We start from the raw sequence: 15,887 nt of genomic DNA on the forward strand, positions 1-15,887 counted from the left end.
GATCGCCTCGTACGCGACCGGCCGGACGGCACATTCCTCCCTTCATGCCTCTCAGGCCCCAGGCGGGTTCTCGTGAACACCCCAACTCCCGTGGCACCGCTGTGCGAGCCTGTCGCCATGCGGCTGCTGCTGATCGAAGACGACGACCGGATCGCCGGCCCGCTCACCGAAGGGCTGGGCCGCTACGGCTACACGGTGGACCGGGCCCGTACCGGCGCCGCCGGCCTGGCGGACGCCACGGCCGCCCCGGACCTGGTGCTGCTCGACCTCGGCCTGCCGGACATGGACGGGCTGGACGTATGCCGCAGCCTGCGGGCCAAGTCCGGTGTGCCCATCATCATGATCACTGCGCGTGGCGAGGAGGCCGATCGCATCGTCGGACTCGAACTCGGCGCCGACGACTACCTGGCCAAGCCCTTCGGCGTACGGGAGCTGGTCGCCCGCATCCGTGCGGTCACCCGGCGCACCACCGGCGCCCTGCCCATCGCCTCGCCGGAACCCGCCGGGCCGCCCGCCGCTCCTGGAGACGGCGCACAGCGGCTGGGGCCGCTGGAGATCGACCGTCGAGCCCGTCACGTTCGCCTCGACGGTCGTGAAATAGCCCTGACTCCACGGGAATTCGATCTGCTCGCGTATCTCGCCCAGGACCCCGGCGCCGTGCACTCACGGCAGCAGATCATGGACGCGGTGTGGGACCCGCACTTCTTCGGCCCCACCAAGACTCTCGACGCCCATGTCGCCGCGCTGCGCCGCAAGCTGGGCGACCCCGGGTGGATCACCACCGCACGCGGGGTCGGCTTCCGCCTCACCGATCCCGACCGGGACATGGCGTCCGAGGCATCGGGATGACCCGCCGCCTGCTGTTCAGCTACCTCGGCCTGACCCTACTCGTACTGGCCGGGCTGGAAATCCCGCTCGGCATCATCTACGCCCGCGGCGAGGTCTCCCGCGCCTCCCAGACCGTGGAGCGCGATGCCTCCATGCTCGCGGAGGTCACCGAGGAGAACATCGAGAAAGGCAACCTCGACGCGCTGCCCGACGTGGTCGGTGACTACGCCAACCGGACCGGCGGGCGGGTCGTGGTGACCGACCGCACCGGCATCGTCCTCGCCGACTCCCAGAAGCAGACCGGCAAGGGCACGGACCTTTCCGGCGAACCGGATATCGCCCGCGCCCTGCGCAACGAGCCCACCGTGGCCGCCGGGGACGAGGTCCTGTCGGCCACCATGCCCGGCTCCTCCGGCACCACGATCCGCGGCGCCCTGCGCCTGACCTACCCGATGACCGAGGTCACCGCCCGCATCCACCGCATCTGGGGCGCCCTCGCGCTGGCCGGCGCCTGCATCCTGGCCGCGGTGGCGCTGATCGCCTTCACCCTGGCCCGCTGGATCACCCGCCCCTTGCGCACACTGGAGGCAGCCACCGCCCAACTCGCCGACGGGCACCTCGCAAACCCGCCGGACGCGAGCACCGGCCCGCCCGAACTGCGCCGCCTGGCCGCCTCGTTCACGCATACGGCCACCCGGCTGCAGCGTCTGCTCAACGCCCAGCACGCCTTCGCCTCGGAAGCCTCCCACCAGCTCAAGACCCCGCTGACCGCGCTGCGCCTGCGGCTGGAGAACTTCGAGCCCTACCTCGACCCCCGCGCCCACGGCAGCCTCGAGGAGTCCGTCGGCGAGGTCGAGCGCCTCGGCCGTATGGTCCAGGGCCTGCTCGCGCTGGCCCGGCTCGAGAACTCGGCGACCACCGCCGAGCCGGTGGACCTGGACGCGGTCCTGACCGAGCGCGCCACGATGTGGGAACCGCTCGCCGCCGAACAGCATGTCGCCGTCAGGGTCAGCGGCGTACGAGTGGGCCAAGTGTGGGCGATTCCAGGGGCCTTGGAGCAGATCGTCGACAACCTTGTGGCCAACGCCCTGCGCGTCTCACCGCCCGGCACCACCATCACCCTGGTCCGCGCCCCCGGCGCCGAACTCCACGTCGTCGACCAAGGTCCGGGGATGTCCGCGGCCGACCGCGAGCGCGCCTTCGACCGCTTCTGGCGCGCCTCCGACACCCACCACGACGGCACGGGCCTCGGCCTGCCCATCGTCCGCCACCTCGTCCGCGCCTCCGGCGGCGAGATCACCCTGCACGGCGCTCCCGGCGGCGGCCTGGACGCCCAAGTCCGCCTGCGGCCCGTGGCCGCCGGGCGGTCTCGAACAGCGGGCGGGACCCCGCGTTCGACACGGGCAACGGCGGGAGCACGCTGATCACGGTGCGTAGAGGTCGAGCGTCTTCGGGATAGCCGGACGACAGATGACTGCGGGACCGACCGGGGGGAGCGGCCCCGCAGCCCGCACGGATGTTACACCCGTAACATGGGGGCATGTGACGCATGGGACAGGAGCGGCCCGGACACCCTCACCCGGCACCGACCCGGCACCGACGACGGCCTGACCGTCGTACCCCGCCTCGCCGGCCTGGCCGCCACCGCACCACAGGAGTGACCGGTTCCGATCAGGACTGCCGCTCCCAGCCGGATACCAGATGCCGAATACCGGATACCCCGCGCGGCCCCTTACGCGGACGTCTCCGCACCCGCCGCGCCCTCACTTGCCAATGCGGCTGCCTCGAACGCGGCCAGCGCAGCTGAGGCCCGCCCCAGCTCGGCCCGCACCCGGTCACCCTGCGGGGCGTCGAAATAGTCCCTGGCCTCGATCTTTGCCACCCACGCCCGGAATCGCGCCAGGTCGGCCTCCGATTCCTCCACCTCCGCGAAGATCGCTCGCCCGCGCCCGGTCTCGAGCTCCAGCTCCTCGAAGAACGCCGGCAGCCGCTCCAGCACCTCCGCGTACTCCTGGTCGACGGCCGCCGTCATGTCTGCGGCGAGCCCATACCGTTCGGTCTCGTCGACGACCTCGATGTGCACCACACGCATCCGTCCACCGTCACCGCGCACCCGTTCACCGAGCTCGGCCACGGCAGCGGCCACTGCGGGCCGGTCGGGCAGCAGACACACCGACTGCTGCAGATACAACGCCCCCAGCCCCTTGAGCTTCCGCCACACCTGCATCCGCAACGACGTCGCCGCACCGGCTGTCATCACCGACACCAGCAGCCACCGCGTATCCGCCTCACTCGCCACGGGACGACCGTAACCCCGCCACGAGGAGGGTGTGACCGGCAGACACGGCCCCAGCAGGGCCCCTGTAGGGCACCTGTAGGGCACCTGGATCTTGATCCGAGTGGGTGAACGGGGGCCGGCGTCTCGCAGTGGCGACCCCCGTCACTGCGTCTCCGCAGGTAAAACCGCTTCTTCCCGCGTAGTGCGCGGTGGGGCGGGTGGGACTCGAACCCACGGCCGACGGATTATGAGTCCGCTGCTCTAACCGGCTGAGCTACCGCCCCGTAACGGCGCGTCGCGCGCATCCGCGTGCGCCGTCTGCCGCAGCATAGCCGCTCATACGATCTGTTGCTTCGGGGGGCCGGGGATGGGTACCCCCATGCCCGCGTACCGGGGCCCATGACGGGCCGGGGGCCTGAGCGGCCGGGCAGGGGGATCACAACGGGGCGGGAAATGAAAAAGGACCCCGAGGGGTCCTCTCCCGCTGCTCCCCCGACTGGACTCGAACCAGTAACCCTCCGGTTAACAGCCGAATGCTCTGCCAATTGAGCTACAGGGGACCGAGCTCCCCCGACTGGACTCGAACCAGTAACCTGCCGGTTAACAGCCGGCTGCTCTGCCAATTGAGCTACAGGGGATTGCTCCGTGTGCACCGACCGCGACCCCATCCGGGGCTCCCGGACGGCGTGCGCTCGCTGCGACACATACATTAGCGCAAGCAGGGGGGTGCTCCGCCAATCGGTAACCTCGTGGGTGTCCACGGCGGCCGTGGGTGATCTGCGGCCGGGACGGGTAGGCGCTGCACGACCCCAGGGTCCGATGCGAGGGACAACCAGAAGGGCAGGTCGATGCGGTACCGGCTGACGTTCATCACGGGGCTGGCTGTCGGATACGTACTCGGCACGCGGGCCGGCCGCGAGCGGTACGAGCAGCTGCGTACATGTGCGCAGCAGTTCGTACGGAATCCGGCGGTCCGGAACACCGCCGAGACGGCCGCGCTGGGCGGGCGGCAGGCGGCGGCCAGGGCCTTTGAGAAGACCAAGCCGCTGCGCGAGCGGATCGGGCAGCGGGAGAAGTCCGCCGGCGCGGAGGACGACTGGGGGACGAGCAACACCTAGCCCTCCGCGGTGGCATGATCTGGGTCCATGGGGATAGTCGCCGGGTTGGACAGTTCGTCCGAGAGCACACGGATCGTCGTCTGCGATACGGATACGGGAGCCGTGATCAGGCAGGGTTACGCCCCGCACCCCGCGGCCGACGCCGCGACTCCCCCAGGGGCCGCCCCCGCCTCGCCGTACGACGTGGACCCCCAGTCCTGGCTGCTGTCGCTCGGCGAGGCCGCCGGGGGCAAGCTGCTGGAGGGGGTCCAGGCCATCGGCGTATCGGCGCAGGGGCACGGGCTGCTCGCGCTGGACGCGGGCGGGGGGCTCGTACGGCCCGCCCTGGTGGGCAACGACAAGCGCGCCCAGTCCGCGGCCGCCGACCTCATCGACTCGCTCGGCGGCCGCGCCGCATGGGCACAGGCGGTCGGCTCTGTGCCGAGCGCGACGCAGGCCGTCGCCAAACTGCGGTGGCTGGCCCGCACCGAACCGGACGCGGCGCGGCAGGTGACCGAGCTGATGCAGCCGCACGACTGGCTGGTGTGGCAGCTGCTGGGGCGGCCCGCGCGGCGCACCACCGACCGCGGCACGGCCTCCGGCACCGGCTACTGGTCCGCCGCGACCGGCTCCTGGCGCCCCGACCTCATCGAGCTGGCGCTCGGCCACCAGGTGCGGCTGCCCCAGGTCATCGGCCCCGCCGAGGCCGCGGGCCACACCCCCGAGGGGCTGCTGATCTCCGCCGGGACCGGCGAGACCATGGCGGCGGCCTTCGGCCTCGGCGTCGGCATCGGCGACGCGGTGATCTCGCTGGGCGCCTCGGGTTCCGTCTTCTCCGTCCACCACGAGGCGCTGGTCGACCCCTCCGGCACCATCACCTCGTACGCGGACGCCACCGGCATGCATCTGCCGGTCGTCCATACGCTCAACGCCGTACGGGCGCTGCGCGGCACCGCGGAGCTGCTGAGCGTCGATCTGGAAGGGCTCTCCGCGCTCGCGCTCAAGTCCACGCCCGGGTCGTACGGGCTGGTGCTGCTGCCCTACCTCGAGGGCGAGCGCACCCCGCATCTGCCGCACACCGCCGGGACGCTGACGGGGCTGCGGCGCGAGAGCATGAAGCCCGAGCACCTGGCCCGCGCCGCCTTCGAGGGCATGCTGTGCGGGCTCGCGGACGCGCTGGACGTGTTGCGCGGGCGCGGGGTCGCGGTGCGGCGGGTGTTCCTGCTGGGGTCCGCGGCGGACCTGCCCGCGGTGCGCGCCATCGCCCCCGCGCTGCTTGACGCCCAGGTCGTGGTGCCCCAGCCCGCGGACTACGCCGCGCTGGGCGCCGCCCGGCAGGCCGCCTGGGCCCTGGGCGCCGCGCACGGCACCCTCTCGCCGCACCAGCCGCCGCTGTGGCCGGCGGCCGCGAGCCAGGTCTTCGAGGCGGGCGAGGAGCTGGCGGTGGGGCAGGCGGTGCGGCAGCAGTACGTCGCGGTGCGCGAGCAGACCCACCCGGGGGCGTTCGAGGCCGGCCCGGGTGTGGGGCAGATGGGGTAGCGGTCGGTACGGGTTGGGTCAGGTCGGGTCGGGTCAGGTCGGGTCGGGTCGGGGTATCCGGGTTGCGGTCTGTTCGGGCCCGCCGTCAGTCCGGATAGCCGTCAGTCCAGATAGCCGCGGAGCTGGTCCGCGAACGCGTGGTCCCGCAGCTTGTTGAGCGTCTTCGACTCGATCTGCCGGATCCGCTCCCGCGTGACCCCGAAGATCCGCCCTATCTCCTCCAGCGTCCGGGGCCGCCCGTCGGCCAGCCCGTACCGCAGCTGCACCACCTTCCGCTCCCGCTCCCCGAGCGTGGAGAGCACGGCCTCCAGATGCTCCCGCAGCAGCAGGAACGCCGCGGACTCGACCGGCGAGGCGGCATCCCCGTCCTCGATCAGATCGCCGAGCGCGACATCGTCCTCCTCGCCGACGGGCGCGTGCAGCGACACCGGCTCCTGGGCCAGGCGCAGCACCTCGCTCACCCGCTCCGGGGAGAGGTCGAGGTGGTGGGCGACCTCCTCGGGCGTGGGCTCGTAGCCGCGCTCCTGGAGCATCCGGCGCTGCACCCGCACCACCCGGTTGATCAGCTCGACGACATGCACCGGAACCCGGATCGTACGGGCCTGGTCCGCGAGGGCGCGGGACATGGCCTGGCGGATCCACCAGGTCGCGTACGTCGAGAACTTGTACCCGCGGGCGTAGTCGAACTTCTCCACGGCGCGGATCAGCCCGAGGTTGCCCTCCTGCACCAGGTCGAGCATGGTCAGACCTCTGCCGACATAGCGCTTGGCCACGGAGACGACGAGGCGGAGGTTGGCCTCGATGAGGCGGCGCTTGGCCATGCGGCCCAGGACAACCAGCCGGTCGAGGTCGTGGGCGAGCTGGGTGTCGAGGTCGGGGGTGTTGCTCAGCTTCTCCTCGGCGAACAGGCCCGCCTCGACGCGGCGCGCGAGCTCCACTTCCTCGGCGGCGGAAAGCAGCGGGATGCGGCCGATCTCGCGGAGGTACTGGCGGAAGAGGTCGGAGGAGGGGCCGCTGGAGGTCTCGGCGCGTACGGCCGGCTCGGGGGCCTCCTCGGGGGCCTCCTCGGCGGCCTCGGGGAGCTCTGAGGGTCCGGCGGCTTCCTCGGCTTCTACGGCCTCGGGGGGTTCCGCGGCTTCCGCGGCTTCCGGCGGCTCCGCTTCCGGTCCGGCTGTTACGGCCGCCAGTGCCTCCACCGCCTCCAGCGCGGCCGGTGCCGAGGCCGCGGCCGGTGCCGCGGTCGGTCTGGAGTCGGCGTGAGGGTGGGGGGACTGCGGCGGCGTCGCCGTGGGGGCCGCGTCGGTCAGGGTCTGGGTCTGCACGGGGGCGACCTCCAGGGTGATCGCTGCTGAGGCGGCAGAACGATCGGGTACGGCTGCGGCGGCCACGCCACCGTCCGTCCCGTACATCATGAGCGGATCTGCGGGGGAATCCGGCCCTTCCTGGCCAACACCGCCGCGCTCCGAGGACTCAGGCACCGCAACCCAGTGTGGAGTACGACACAGGCCCGCCACGAGGGGCGTGCGAGCACTTTTTGCGCTGCGGGCCGTGACCGGGCGGTTACAGCGCCGGGCCACGGCCGCCCGCGGGGGCCGCCTACAGGGCCGCGGCGCCCTTCTCGCGGAGGGACTGCCCGTACTGCTGCAGCACCCACAGCTCGTTCTGCACGGCGGCGAGGTGGTCGGCGTCCGCGCCGGCGCTGAGGCGCTGGAGAGTGCCCTGGACCTCGCCGATCCGCTGGTTCACCGCGGCCAGCCGGACGGTCACCAACTGGACGCCCGCGTACACCTCGTCGGGGTCGCGGCGGGTGTTCAGGGCCTCGACCGCGAGCTCGGTGACCATCGCGCGCACCGTGTCGTCGGGGGCGGCGTCGCGGACCCGCGCCAGATAGTCGCCGTCGGCGGCGCCCGCCCCGCCCGCGTCCTCGATGGTGCGGCGCACGGCGGCGTACGGCGGGGCGGTGAACTCGTCGATCCCGTACGCGTCGAAGGCCGGGGAGACCAGCTCCGGGCGCTGGAGGGCGAGCTTCAGCAGCTCGCGCTCGACGCGGTGGGCGGGGCTGCGGAGGTTCAGCGCGGGGCCGCGCGGGGGCTGCGGGCCGCCGTCGGGGCCGCCCCCCGGCCCCGCGGCGTGCCCGGCCCCGGGGCCGGAGCCTCCACCTTGGCCGGGGCCGCCATAGCCTCCGCCGGGCCCGCCCGGACCACCGGGGCCGCCCGGGCCGCCGCCGCGGCGGGCGCCGCCCTGCTGTGGGCCGCCGCCGCGCTGGCCGCGCTCGCGGGCCCACTGGGCGAGCTGTGAGACCCGGCGGACGACGAACTGGGTGTCGAGGATGCCGAGCAGCCCCGCGAGATGCACCGCGGACTCGTGCTGGATCGATCTGTTCTTGATCCCGGCGACGACCGGCGCGGCCTCCTCGAGCGCCGCGGCCCGCCCCACCGCCGTATCCAGGTTGTGCCGGGCGACGATCTGCCGGATCGCGAACTCGAAGAGCTGCGTACGGCTGTCCACCAGCTCCTTGACGGCGCCGTCACCCTCGGCGAGACGCAGCTCGCACGGGTCCATCCCGCCCGGCGTGATCGCGATATACGTCTCGGCGGCGAACTTCTGGTCGTCCTCGAAGGCCCGCAGCGCCGCCTTCTGCCCCGCCGCGTCGCCGTCGAAGGTGAAGACCACCTCGGCGCTCGAGTTGTCCATCAGCAGCCGCCGGAGGATCTTGATGTGGTCGCCGCCGAAGGCCGTGCCGCAGGTGGCGATGGCGGTGGTCACCCCGGCGAGATGGCAGGCCATGACGTCCGTATAGCCCTCGACGACGACGGCCCGGCTGGTCTTGGCGATCTCCTTCTTGGCGAGGTCGATGCCGTACAGCACATGGGACTTCTTGTAGAGCGGCGTCTCGGGGGTGTTCAGATACTTCGGGCCGTTGTCGTCGTCGCGCAGCTTGCGCGCGCCGAAGCCGACGACCTCGCCGGTGATATCGCGGATGGGCCACATCAGACGGCCGCGGAAGCGGTCGATGGGGTTACGGCGGCTCTCCTGGGCGAGACCGGAGAGGATCAGCTCCTTGTCGGTGAATCCGCGGCCGCGCAGAAAGCGGACGAGGTGGTCCCACCCGGCCGGGCTGTAGCCGACGCCGAAGTGCTGGGCGGCGGCTTGGTCGAAGCCGCGCTCGGCGAGGAATTTGCGGCCGATCTCCGCCTCGGGGCTGTCCAGCTGCTCCACATAGAACTGGGCGGCCGCCTTATGGGCCTCCACCAGGCGGGTGCGCTCGCCCTGCTGCCGGCCGGGGGTCGCGCTGCCCTGCTCGTAGCGCAGGGTGATACCGGCCTGGGAGGCCAGCCGCTCGATGGTCTCGGCGAAGGAGAGGTGGTCGATCTTCATGATGAAGTCGACCGTGTCGCCGCCCTCCTGGCAGCCGAAGCAGTAGAAAAGCCCCTTGCTGGGGCTGACCTGGAAGGACGGGGACTTCTCGTCATGGAAGGGGCACAGGCCCTTGAGATTGCCGCCGCCGGCATTGCGCAGCTGGAGGTACTCGGACACAACGGCGTCAATCGGGACCGCGTCCCGCACCGCCTTCACGTCGTCATCGTTGATCCTGCCTGCCACGCGTGAATTCTACGGCCGGGCTCCGACATCGCCGGAGCCCAGCCGGGCGCGCAACCGGTGTACGGGGTTCCGCCTACGGGGTTCCGCCTACGGGAGCAGGGACGTCAGCGGGACGGACGGGTTCGCCAGGTCGTCGGGGTCGAGGCGGACGCCACTGCGGATGAGGCGCTGGATGGGCTCGACGACATCCCACACGTTCACGTTCATCCCCGCCAGCAGGCGGCCCTCGCTCAGCCAGAAGGCGATGAACTGCCGCTTGCCGACGTCGCCGCGGCACACCACCTGGTCGTACGAGCCGGGCGGCGCGTAGCCGGAGTACTCCAGTCCGACGTCGTACTGGTCGGAGAAGAAGTAGGGCACGCGGTCGTACGCCACGTCCTGCCCGAGCATGGCGCGGGCCGCGGCCGGTCCGCCGTTCAGCGCGTTGGCCCAGTGCTCGACGCGCACCCGGCCCCCCGGCGGCTCGATACCGCCCGGGAAGGCGAGCGGGGCCGCGGCCACGTCGCCCGCCGCGAAGACGTCCGGGTCGCTGGTGCGCAGCGAGGCGTCCACCACGATCCCGCCGCCCGCCGCGCGGTCCGCCACCTCCAGACCGGACGCCTCGGCGAGCGCGGTGCGCGGGGCGGCGCCGATCGCGGCCAGCACGTCGTGGGCGGGGTGCTCCTCCCCGTCGTCGGTGCAGGCCGCCAGCACCACACCGTCCTGCCCGGTGATCTCGGTGAGCCGGGCGCCGAAGTGGAAGCGGACGCCGTGCTCCCGGTGCAGATCGGCGAAGAGGGTGCCGAGCTCGGGACCGACGACGAGATGGAGCGGGGTGGGCTCGGGCTCGACGATCGTCACCTCGGCGCCGTACCCGCGCGCGGCCGCCGCCACCTCCAGGCCGATCCAGCCCGCCCCCGCGATGACCAGCTGACCGTTGTCCCGGCCGAGCGCGGCCAGGACCGACCGCAGCCGCTCGGCGTGGGCGAGACGGCGCAGATGATGCACGCCGACGAGGTCGGTGCCGGGGATGTCGAGCCGACGCGGCTCGGCGCCGGTCGCCAGCAGCAGCCGGTCGTAGTGGATACGGGTCCGATCGCCGAGGACAACGGCCTTGGCGGCGCGGTCGAGCTGCACGGCGGTCTGGCCGAGGTGCAGCTCGATATCGGCCTGGGCATACCAGGCGGGCTCATGCACGAAGACGCTGTCGCGCTCCTGGCTGCCGGTGAGGAAGCCCTTGGACAGGGGCGGTCGCTCATAGGGGTGGTCGCGCTCGTCACAGATCAGGATCACCCGGCCGGTGAATCCCTCGGCCCGGAGGGTTTCCGCGGCTTTTGCCCCGGCCAGACCCCCTCCGACGATGACGAACGTCTGGTGTGCGTCGACCACTTCTCTCCTCCTCGCTGCCGCGCGATTCCCATGCGCGGCTACGCCGTGTCAAGGCCGGTCGTATGAGCCCCGGTCATGTGAGCCGATGTTCGAGCCTCCCGCACCACGCGTGCGGCGGGAAGGGGCAGAAAGCTGCTGCCTGGAGTTCCGGCGTTCGTCAGCGGCTGTCAGCAGGTGTCGGCAGGTTGGGTGTTGGCCGGGTGACAAATGCCAAGTTATCCGGCCGTAGTGCGGCGGCAGCTTAAACACGCGCCCGTGGGCCACGGCCCACCGTCGCCGAGCCGTACGGCGGGGTGGGCCCACCCGCACCCGCCGGGCACGGGCGAGGCGGGCACGGGCGAGGCGGGCACGGGCGAGGCGGGCGGGGCCGCGCGTGCCCGGCGGGCGCGGGCGGGACGCCCCCGCTCATGGCCGCCGGACCGTGCCACGGGTGGCCAGTCGGGCGTGCAGGGAGCGGGCGGAGGTGTCGGTGAGGGCGGCGATTTGGTCGACGATGGCGCGGAGGCGCGCCGTGTCGTCCCCGGCGGCGTCCGCTTCGTCGTACAGGGCGCGGAACTGCGGGTCCAGGCCGACCGGGGCGCGGGCGATCAGTGCCTCGCCCAGTTCGGCGATGATGACTCGTTGGTCGGCGCGGACCGCTTCTTGGTCGGCGCGCTGCATCACATAGCGGTCGGCGACCGCCTTCAGGACCGCGCATTCCAGGCGCGCCTCGCGCGGGACCACGAGCTCGGCGCCGTAGCGGGTGAAGCGGCCGGTGCCGTACGCGGCGCGGGTGGCACCCTCGGCGGCGAGGCAGAAGCGGCCGATGAGCTGGCTGGTGGCGTCCTTGAGCCGGGCCTGTGCGACGGAGGAGCCGTCGTAGCCGTGGGGCCACCACTCCTGGTCGAGCAGCCGGTCCAGGGCCTCGGCAAGTTCGTCGGGCTCGGCACCCGGGGCGTAGCGGGCGGCGGCGACCGCGAACACCTCGCGGCGCTCGGGTTCGGCGAGCAGCAGGCCGGGGTCGAGGTGGCCGGCGTGCAGGCCGTCCTCGACGTCGTGGACCGAGTACGCCACGTCGTCGGACCAGTCCATGACCTGGGCCTCGAAGCAGGTGCGGTGCTCGGGCGCGCCCTGCCGGAACCAGGCGAAGACCGGGATGTCGTCCTCGTACACCCCGAACTTGCGCGAGCCGGGGTCGCTGGGGTGCCCGCCGCGCGGCCAGGGGTATTTGGTGGCGGCGTCGAGCGCGGCGCGGGTGAGGTTGAGCCCCACGCTCACCGCGGCTCCGGTGTCCGGGTCGGCGACGAACCGCTTGGGTTCCAGCCGGGCGAGCAGCCGCAGCGACTGGGCGTTTCCCTCGAAGCCGCCGCAGGTCTCGGCGACCTCGTTGAGCGCCTGCTCGCCGTTGTGCCCGAAGGGCGGATGGCCGAGGTCGTGGGCCAGACAGGCCATCTCCACCAGGTCCGGGTCGCAGCCGAGGGCGGCGCCGAGCTCCCGGCCCACCTGGGCGCACTCCAGGGAGTGGGTCAGCCGGGTGCGCGGGGTGGCGTCCCAGGCGGGGGCGGCGGCGCCGGGGCCCGGGTCGGCGGCGGGGGCCGCGGGGACGGCGGGTACGACCTGGGTCTTGCCGGCCAGCCTGCGCAGCGCGGCCGAGTGCAGCACCCGCGCCCGGTCCCGCTGGAACGCGGTCCGGCCCGGGCGCTTGTCGGGCTCGGCCGCCCAGCGCTCGAGGTCCGCCGCCTCGTAGCCGGGGCTCGCCCAGGCTGAGGCTGCGGACTCGGTCGGCTGGAGGGTTGGGTGGGCAGTGGGCCGGGCTTGTTCTGCGGACTCAGCTGATGGTTCGGGTGCCGTGGGGCCAGTGCGGCTCATACACCGACGGTAACCGCCGGATGTGACATGGGTGCAGAGGCGAGCGCCTGTTCGTAGCGGTGGACCACGAGCCGCGCCACGGCCGGATGGTCGCCCAGCGGCCCGGAGGCGATACCGGGTGCCGCGTCCGCGCACTGGGTCGCGAAGCGGCCCGGCGCGGCGAAGTACGAGGCCACCGCGATCCGCCGGCCACGCCCCATGTCGGTCAGGGCGCGTACCGCCTCGGCCACCGTGGGCGCGGCGGCGGAGGCGTAGCCGGGCAGTACGGGCACGCCGCCGAGCCGGGCGCTGAGCAGGGCCGCCGTACGGGCCGTGTCGGCGGCCGAGTCCCGGTCGCGGGAGCCCGCCGCCGCCAGGACGACGCCCGCCCCGGAGAGCCCGCCGGATGGCCCCCCGAACAGCCCGCCGGACGGCCACCCGGCCTCGGTGAGGCGCGCGTGCAGGGCCTCGGCGAGCAGCGGGTGCGGGCCGAGCGGGGCGGCCATACGGACGGACAGGTGGGGCGCGGCGGCGACGGCGTCCGGCAGGTCCCGTTTGATGTGATGGCCGCGGCCGAGGAGGAGCGGTACGAGGACGGCCTCGCCGCGCAGCCCGGCGAGCGTGTCGGCGAGCAGCGGATCGTTCAGCTCGACATGGCCGAGGCGTACGGGCAGGTCGGGGCGGAGCGCGCGGACGCGGTCCACGAGCGCGGTGACCGTGCGCAGCGCCTCCGGGTCACGGCTGCCGTGCGCCACGGCGACGAGGGTGGGCGGGCGGTGCGGGGCGGTGGGACGGGAGCCGCTGACGGTGAGATGGCCGAGTTGCGCGCTGAGCTGTGCGGTGATCCGGGTCATGAGCTGGGCCGTACTGTCGAGAGGGCCGGAAGGGGCTGCGGGACCGGGGCGAGACGACGCCTTCATGACGAGAGCCTCGCAGCGGGACATTGCACCCCCGTTGCGCGGCCGTCACAGGTGATTGCCACGAGTTCACCGCTCACCCCCGCCCGCGCTGAGGTCCGGTTGCCCGATGCGTAACGCGAGCGGGCGCGGCACGTAACACGGCCGTAGCACGCTGACCGCATGCCGCATGTGACCGGCGCCATGACGCCCGACCCCGCCGTCGACACCCACTGCCCGTACTGCTCGCTCCAGTGCGGCATGGCGCTGCGCCCCGCGCCGGGGAGCGAAGGGGGCGTGGCGGTGGTGGAGCGGACGGCGTTCCCCGTGAACCGCGGCGCGCTGTGCGGCAAGGGCCGTACGGCGCCCGCCGTACTCTCCTCCCAGGTGCGCCTGACCGAGCCGCTGGTCCGCCGCCCTGACACCGGCCGGCTCGAACCGGCCACCTGGGAGGAGGCCCTGGACCGGATCGCGGAGGGGCTGGCGGGCGCGGCGCAGACGTACGGGCGGGACACCGTGGGGGTCTTCGGCGGGGGCGGGCTGACGAACGAGAAGGCGTACGCGCTGGGGAAGTTCGCCCGGGTCGTGCTCGGCACCTCGCAGATCGACTACAACGGCCGCTTCTGCATGTCCTCGGCCGCCGCCGCGCACAACAGGGCCTTCGGCCTCGACCGCGGGCTGCCGTTCCCGCTGGCTGACGTGGCCCGCACCGGGTGTGTGATCCTCGTCGGCTCGAACCTGGCCGAGACCATGCCGCCCGCGCTGCGCTATCTGACCGAGCTGAAGGAGTCCGGCGGCAAGCTGATCGTCATCGACCCGCGCCGGACCCGGACCGCCGAACAGGCGGATCTGCACCTGGCCCCGCGCCCCGGGACGGACCTGGCGCTCGCGCTGGGTCTGCTGCACCTGGTGGTCGCGGAGGGGCGGGTGGACGAGGAGTTCATCGCGCGGCGTACGAACGGCTGGCCCGAGGCGCGGGCCGCGGCGATGGCGCACTGGCCGGAGATGGTCGAGCGGATCACCGGCGTCCCGGTTCCCGAACTCCGCGAAGCGATGCGGATGTTCTGCGACGCGGAAAGCTCCATGGTGCTCACGGCGCGCGGGCCCGAGCAGCAGTCGAAGGGCACGGACACCGTCGGCGCCTGGATCAACCTGTGCCTGGCCACCGGCCGCGCCGGCCGCCCGCTGTCCGGCTACGGCTGCCTCACCGGCCAGGGCAACGGCCAGGGCGGCCGCGAACACGGCCAGAAGGCCGATCAGCTGCCCGGCTACCGCAAGCTCGACGACCCGGCGGCCCGCGCCCATGTGGCCGGCGTATGGGGCGTCGCCCCCGACGCGCTGCCGGGGCCGGGGCGCAGCGCGTACGAACTGCTGGACGCGCTCGGCGGCGACGTACGGGCCCTGCTGCTCATGGGCTCCAACCCGGTCGTCTCCGCTCCCCGCGCGGCCCATATAGAGGCGCGATTGCGGTCGCTGGACTTCATGGCGGTCGCGGACGTCGTCCTCTCGGAGACCGCCGCGCTCGCGGACGTCGTCCTTCCGGTGACCCAGTGGGCGGAGGAGACGGGCACGACGACCAACCTGGAAGGCCGCGTCATCCTGCGCCGCGCCGCCATCACCCCGCCGCCCGGCGTCCGCTCGGACCTGGAGGTGCTTCACGGGTTGGCCGCCCGGCTGGGCTGGGAGAAGGGCTTCCCGACGGACCCGGAGGAGGTCTTCGACGAGCTGCGGCGCGCGTCGGCGGGCGGGGTGGCGGACTACTCGGGCATCACCTACCGCCGGATCGCGGAGGAGGACGGGGTCTTCTGGCCCTGCCCGGAGGGGGCGGAGGCCGCGGAGTCGGACTCGGCCCTTTCGGCCGGGACCGCGGCAGAGGCCGCCGGGGCGGGCCTGGCTGGGGCCGGGGCGCAGGGCGCCTCGGCCGAGCCCGGCCTGCCCCCGGGTACGCACCCCGGTACGCCGCGCCTCTTCCTCGACCGCTTCGCGACCGACGACGGCCGGGCCCGCTTCGTACCGGTGTCCCACCGCCCCGCGGCGGAGGAGCCCGACGCGGAGTATCCGCTGTTCCTGACCACCGGCCGGGTGCTCTCCCAGTACCAGTCGGGCGCGCAGACGCGTCGGGTCGAGGAGCTGAACCGGGCCGCCCCCGGCCCCTTCGTCCAGCTGCACCCCCAGCTCGCCGAGCGCCTGGGTGCCGCCGAGGGCGACCGGCTCGCGGTGGTCTCGCGCCGCGGGCGGGCCGTCGCCCCGGCCCGCATCAGCCGCGACATCCGGCCGGACACGGTGTTCATGCCCTTCCACTGGGCGGGCGAGGGACGGGCCAACGCGCTCACGAATCCGGCGCTGGATCCGGTCTCGCGGATGCCGGAGTTCAAGGTGTGCGCGGTGCGGGTGGAACGGGCGGAACAGGTGGAACCAGCCGCGGGATAGTTCCCCACCCCGGCGGGGCCG

At 73.2% G+C, this 15,887-nt stretch carries 12 protein-coding genes and 3 tRNA genes; 6 read left to right on the forward strand and 9 right to left on the reverse strand.

Annotated elements, in window-relative coordinates:
* Positions 1-117: 117 nt before the first annotated feature.
* The 3 genes from ACH4U7_RS39320 to ACH4U7_RS39330 all read left to right on the forward strand — a co-directional run bounded on the left by ACH4U7_RS39320 (position 118) and on the right by ACH4U7_RS39330 (position 2,489).
* Positions 118-849, forward strand: a complete 732-nt coding sequence (locus ACH4U7_RS39320; RefSeq protein WP_398532667.1) for a response regulator transcription factor — start codon at positions 118-120, stop codon at positions 847-849.
* Complete coding sequence (locus ACH4U7_RS39325; RefSeq protein ID WP_398532562.1) at positions 846-2,252, forward strand: sensor histidine kinase; 1,407 nt, start codon at positions 846-848, stop codon at positions 2,250-2,252. Before ACH4U7_RS39320 ends, ACH4U7_RS39325 begins: the two co-directional genes overlap by 4 nt.
* A 108-nt stretch (positions 2,253-2,360) precedes the next feature.
* Positions 2,361-2,489 (forward strand): hypothetical protein, encoded by a 129-nt coding sequence (locus tag ACH4U7_RS39330; RefSeq protein WP_398532563.1) that lies wholly within the window; start codon positions 2,361-2,363, stop codon positions 2,487-2,489.
* 71 nt (positions 2,490-2,560) lie between these two features.
* Here the strand turns inward: ACH4U7_RS39330 and ACH4U7_RS39335 are convergent, their stop codons facing one another.
* The 4 genes from ACH4U7_RS39335 to ACH4U7_RS39350 form a co-directional block, all read right to left on the reverse strand.
* The gene (locus ACH4U7_RS39335; RefSeq protein WP_398532564.1) at positions 2,561-3,127 is read right to left on the reverse strand and encodes a Chromate resistance protein ChrB; all 567 of its coding nucleotides are present in this window, start codon (positions 3,125-3,127) and stop codon (positions 2,561-2,563) included.
* A 189-nt stretch (positions 3,128-3,316) separates the two neighbouring features.
* Positions 3,317-3,390, reverse strand: a tRNA-Ile gene (locus tag ACH4U7_RS39340).
* Positions 3,391-3,593: 203 nt separating this feature from the next.
* Positions 3,594-3,666: transfer RNA gene (locus tag ACH4U7_RS39345), tRNA-Asn, on the reverse strand.
* Between the two features lie 5 nt (positions 3,667-3,671).
* Positions 3,672-3,744 (reverse strand) — tRNA-Asn (locus ACH4U7_RS39350).
* A 210-nt stretch (positions 3,745-3,954) separates the two neighbouring features.
* Between ACH4U7_RS39350 and ACH4U7_RS39355 the strand changes: the two genes are divergently transcribed.
* Positions 3,955-4,224, forward strand: a complete 270-nt coding sequence (locus ACH4U7_RS39355) for a YtxH domain-containing protein (RefSeq protein WP_398532565.1) — start codon at positions 3,955-3,957, stop codon at positions 4,222-4,224.
* 27 nt (positions 4,225-4,251) lie between these two features.
* Positions 4,252-5,742, forward strand: a complete 1,491-nt coding sequence (locus tag ACH4U7_RS39360) for an FGGY family carbohydrate kinase (protein WP_398532566.1) — start codon at positions 4,252-4,254, stop codon at positions 5,740-5,742.
* Between the two features lie 101 nt (positions 5,743-5,843).
* Here the strand turns inward: ACH4U7_RS39360 and ACH4U7_RS39365 are convergent, their stop codons facing one another.
* The 5 genes from ACH4U7_RS39365 to ACH4U7_RS39385 form a co-directional block, all read right to left on the reverse strand.
* Positions 5,844-7,220, reverse strand: coding sequence for an RNA polymerase sigma factor (locus tag ACH4U7_RS39365; RefSeq protein WP_398532567.1), 1,377 nt, complete (start codon positions 7,218-7,220; stop codon positions 5,844-5,846).
* 118 nt (positions 7,221-7,338) lie between these two features.
* Positions 7,339-9,345, reverse strand: coding sequence for a DNA primase (dnaG, locus tag ACH4U7_RS39370; protein WP_398532568.1), 2,007 nt, complete (start codon positions 9,343-9,345; stop codon positions 7,339-7,341).
* 87 nt (positions 9,346-9,432) lie between these two features.
* Entirely contained in the window at positions 9,433-10,713 is a 1,281-nt protein-coding gene (locus ACH4U7_RS39375) for an NAD(P)/FAD-dependent oxidoreductase (protein WP_398532569.1), read from the reverse strand.
* A gap of 405 nt (positions 10,714-11,118) precedes the next feature.
* Positions 11,119-12,561 carry a deoxyguanosinetriphosphate triphosphohydrolase gene (locus ACH4U7_RS39380; RefSeq protein WP_398532570.1) on the reverse strand — a complete coding sequence of 481 codons (1,443 nt, stop codon included), beginning with the start codon at positions 12,559-12,561 and terminating at the stop codon, positions 11,119-11,121.
* Positions 12,558-13,394, reverse strand: a complete 837-nt coding sequence (locus tag ACH4U7_RS39385) for a sirohydrochlorin chelatase (protein ID WP_398532571.1) — start codon at positions 13,392-13,394, stop codon at positions 12,558-12,560. Before ACH4U7_RS39385 ends, ACH4U7_RS39380 begins: the two co-directional genes overlap by 4 nt.
* A 225-nt stretch (positions 13,395-13,619) precedes the next feature.
* Here ACH4U7_RS39385 and ACH4U7_RS39390 point away from each other — a divergent pair, with 225 nt between their 5' ends.
* Positions 13,620-15,866 (forward strand): molybdopterin oxidoreductase family protein, encoded by a 2,247-nt coding sequence (locus ACH4U7_RS39390; RefSeq protein WP_398532572.1) that lies wholly within the window; start codon positions 13,620-13,622, stop codon positions 15,864-15,866.
* Positions 15,867-15,887: the final 21 nt, after the last annotated feature.

This window comes from Streptomyces sp. NPDC020845 (assembly GCF_044334165.1).
In the GTDB taxonomy this organism is placed as follows: domain Bacteria; phylum Actinomycetota; class Actinomycetes; order Streptomycetales; family Streptomycetaceae; genus Streptomyces.

What these genes read in the sequence shown, in the direction of transcription:
- ACH4U7_RS39320 (WP_398532667.1), top strand. Translation starts at nt 118, where the DNA reads ATGCGGCTGCTGCTGATCGAAGACGACGACCGGATCGCCGGCCCGCTC.
- ACH4U7_RS39325 (WP_398532562.1), top strand. Translation starts at nt 846, where the DNA reads ATGACCCGCCGCCTGCTGTTCAGCTACCTCGGCCTGACCCTACTCGTA.
- ACH4U7_RS39330 (WP_398532563.1), top strand. Translation starts at nt 2,361, where the DNA reads ATGGGGGCATGTGACGCATGGGACAGGAGCGGCCCGGACACCCTCACC.
- ACH4U7_RS39355 (WP_398532565.1), top strand. Translation starts at nt 3,955, where the DNA reads ATGCGGTACCGGCTGACGTTCATCACGGGGCTGGCTGTCGGATACGTA.
- ACH4U7_RS39360 (WP_398532566.1), top strand. Translation starts at nt 4,252, where the DNA reads ATGGGGATAGTCGCCGGGTTGGACAGTTCGTCCGAGAGCACACGGATC.
- ACH4U7_RS39380 (WP_398532570.1), bottom strand. Translation starts at nt 12,561, where the DNA reads ATGAGCCGCACTGGCCCCACGGCACCCGAACCATCAGCTGAGTCCGCA.
- ACH4U7_RS39385 (WP_398532571.1), bottom strand. Translation starts at nt 13,394, where the DNA reads ATGACCCGGATCACCGCACAGCTCAGCGCGCAACTCGGCCATCTCACC.
- ACH4U7_RS39390 (WP_398532572.1), top strand. Translation starts at nt 13,620, where the DNA reads ATGCCGCATGTGACCGGCGCCATGACGCCCGACCCCGCCGTCGACACC.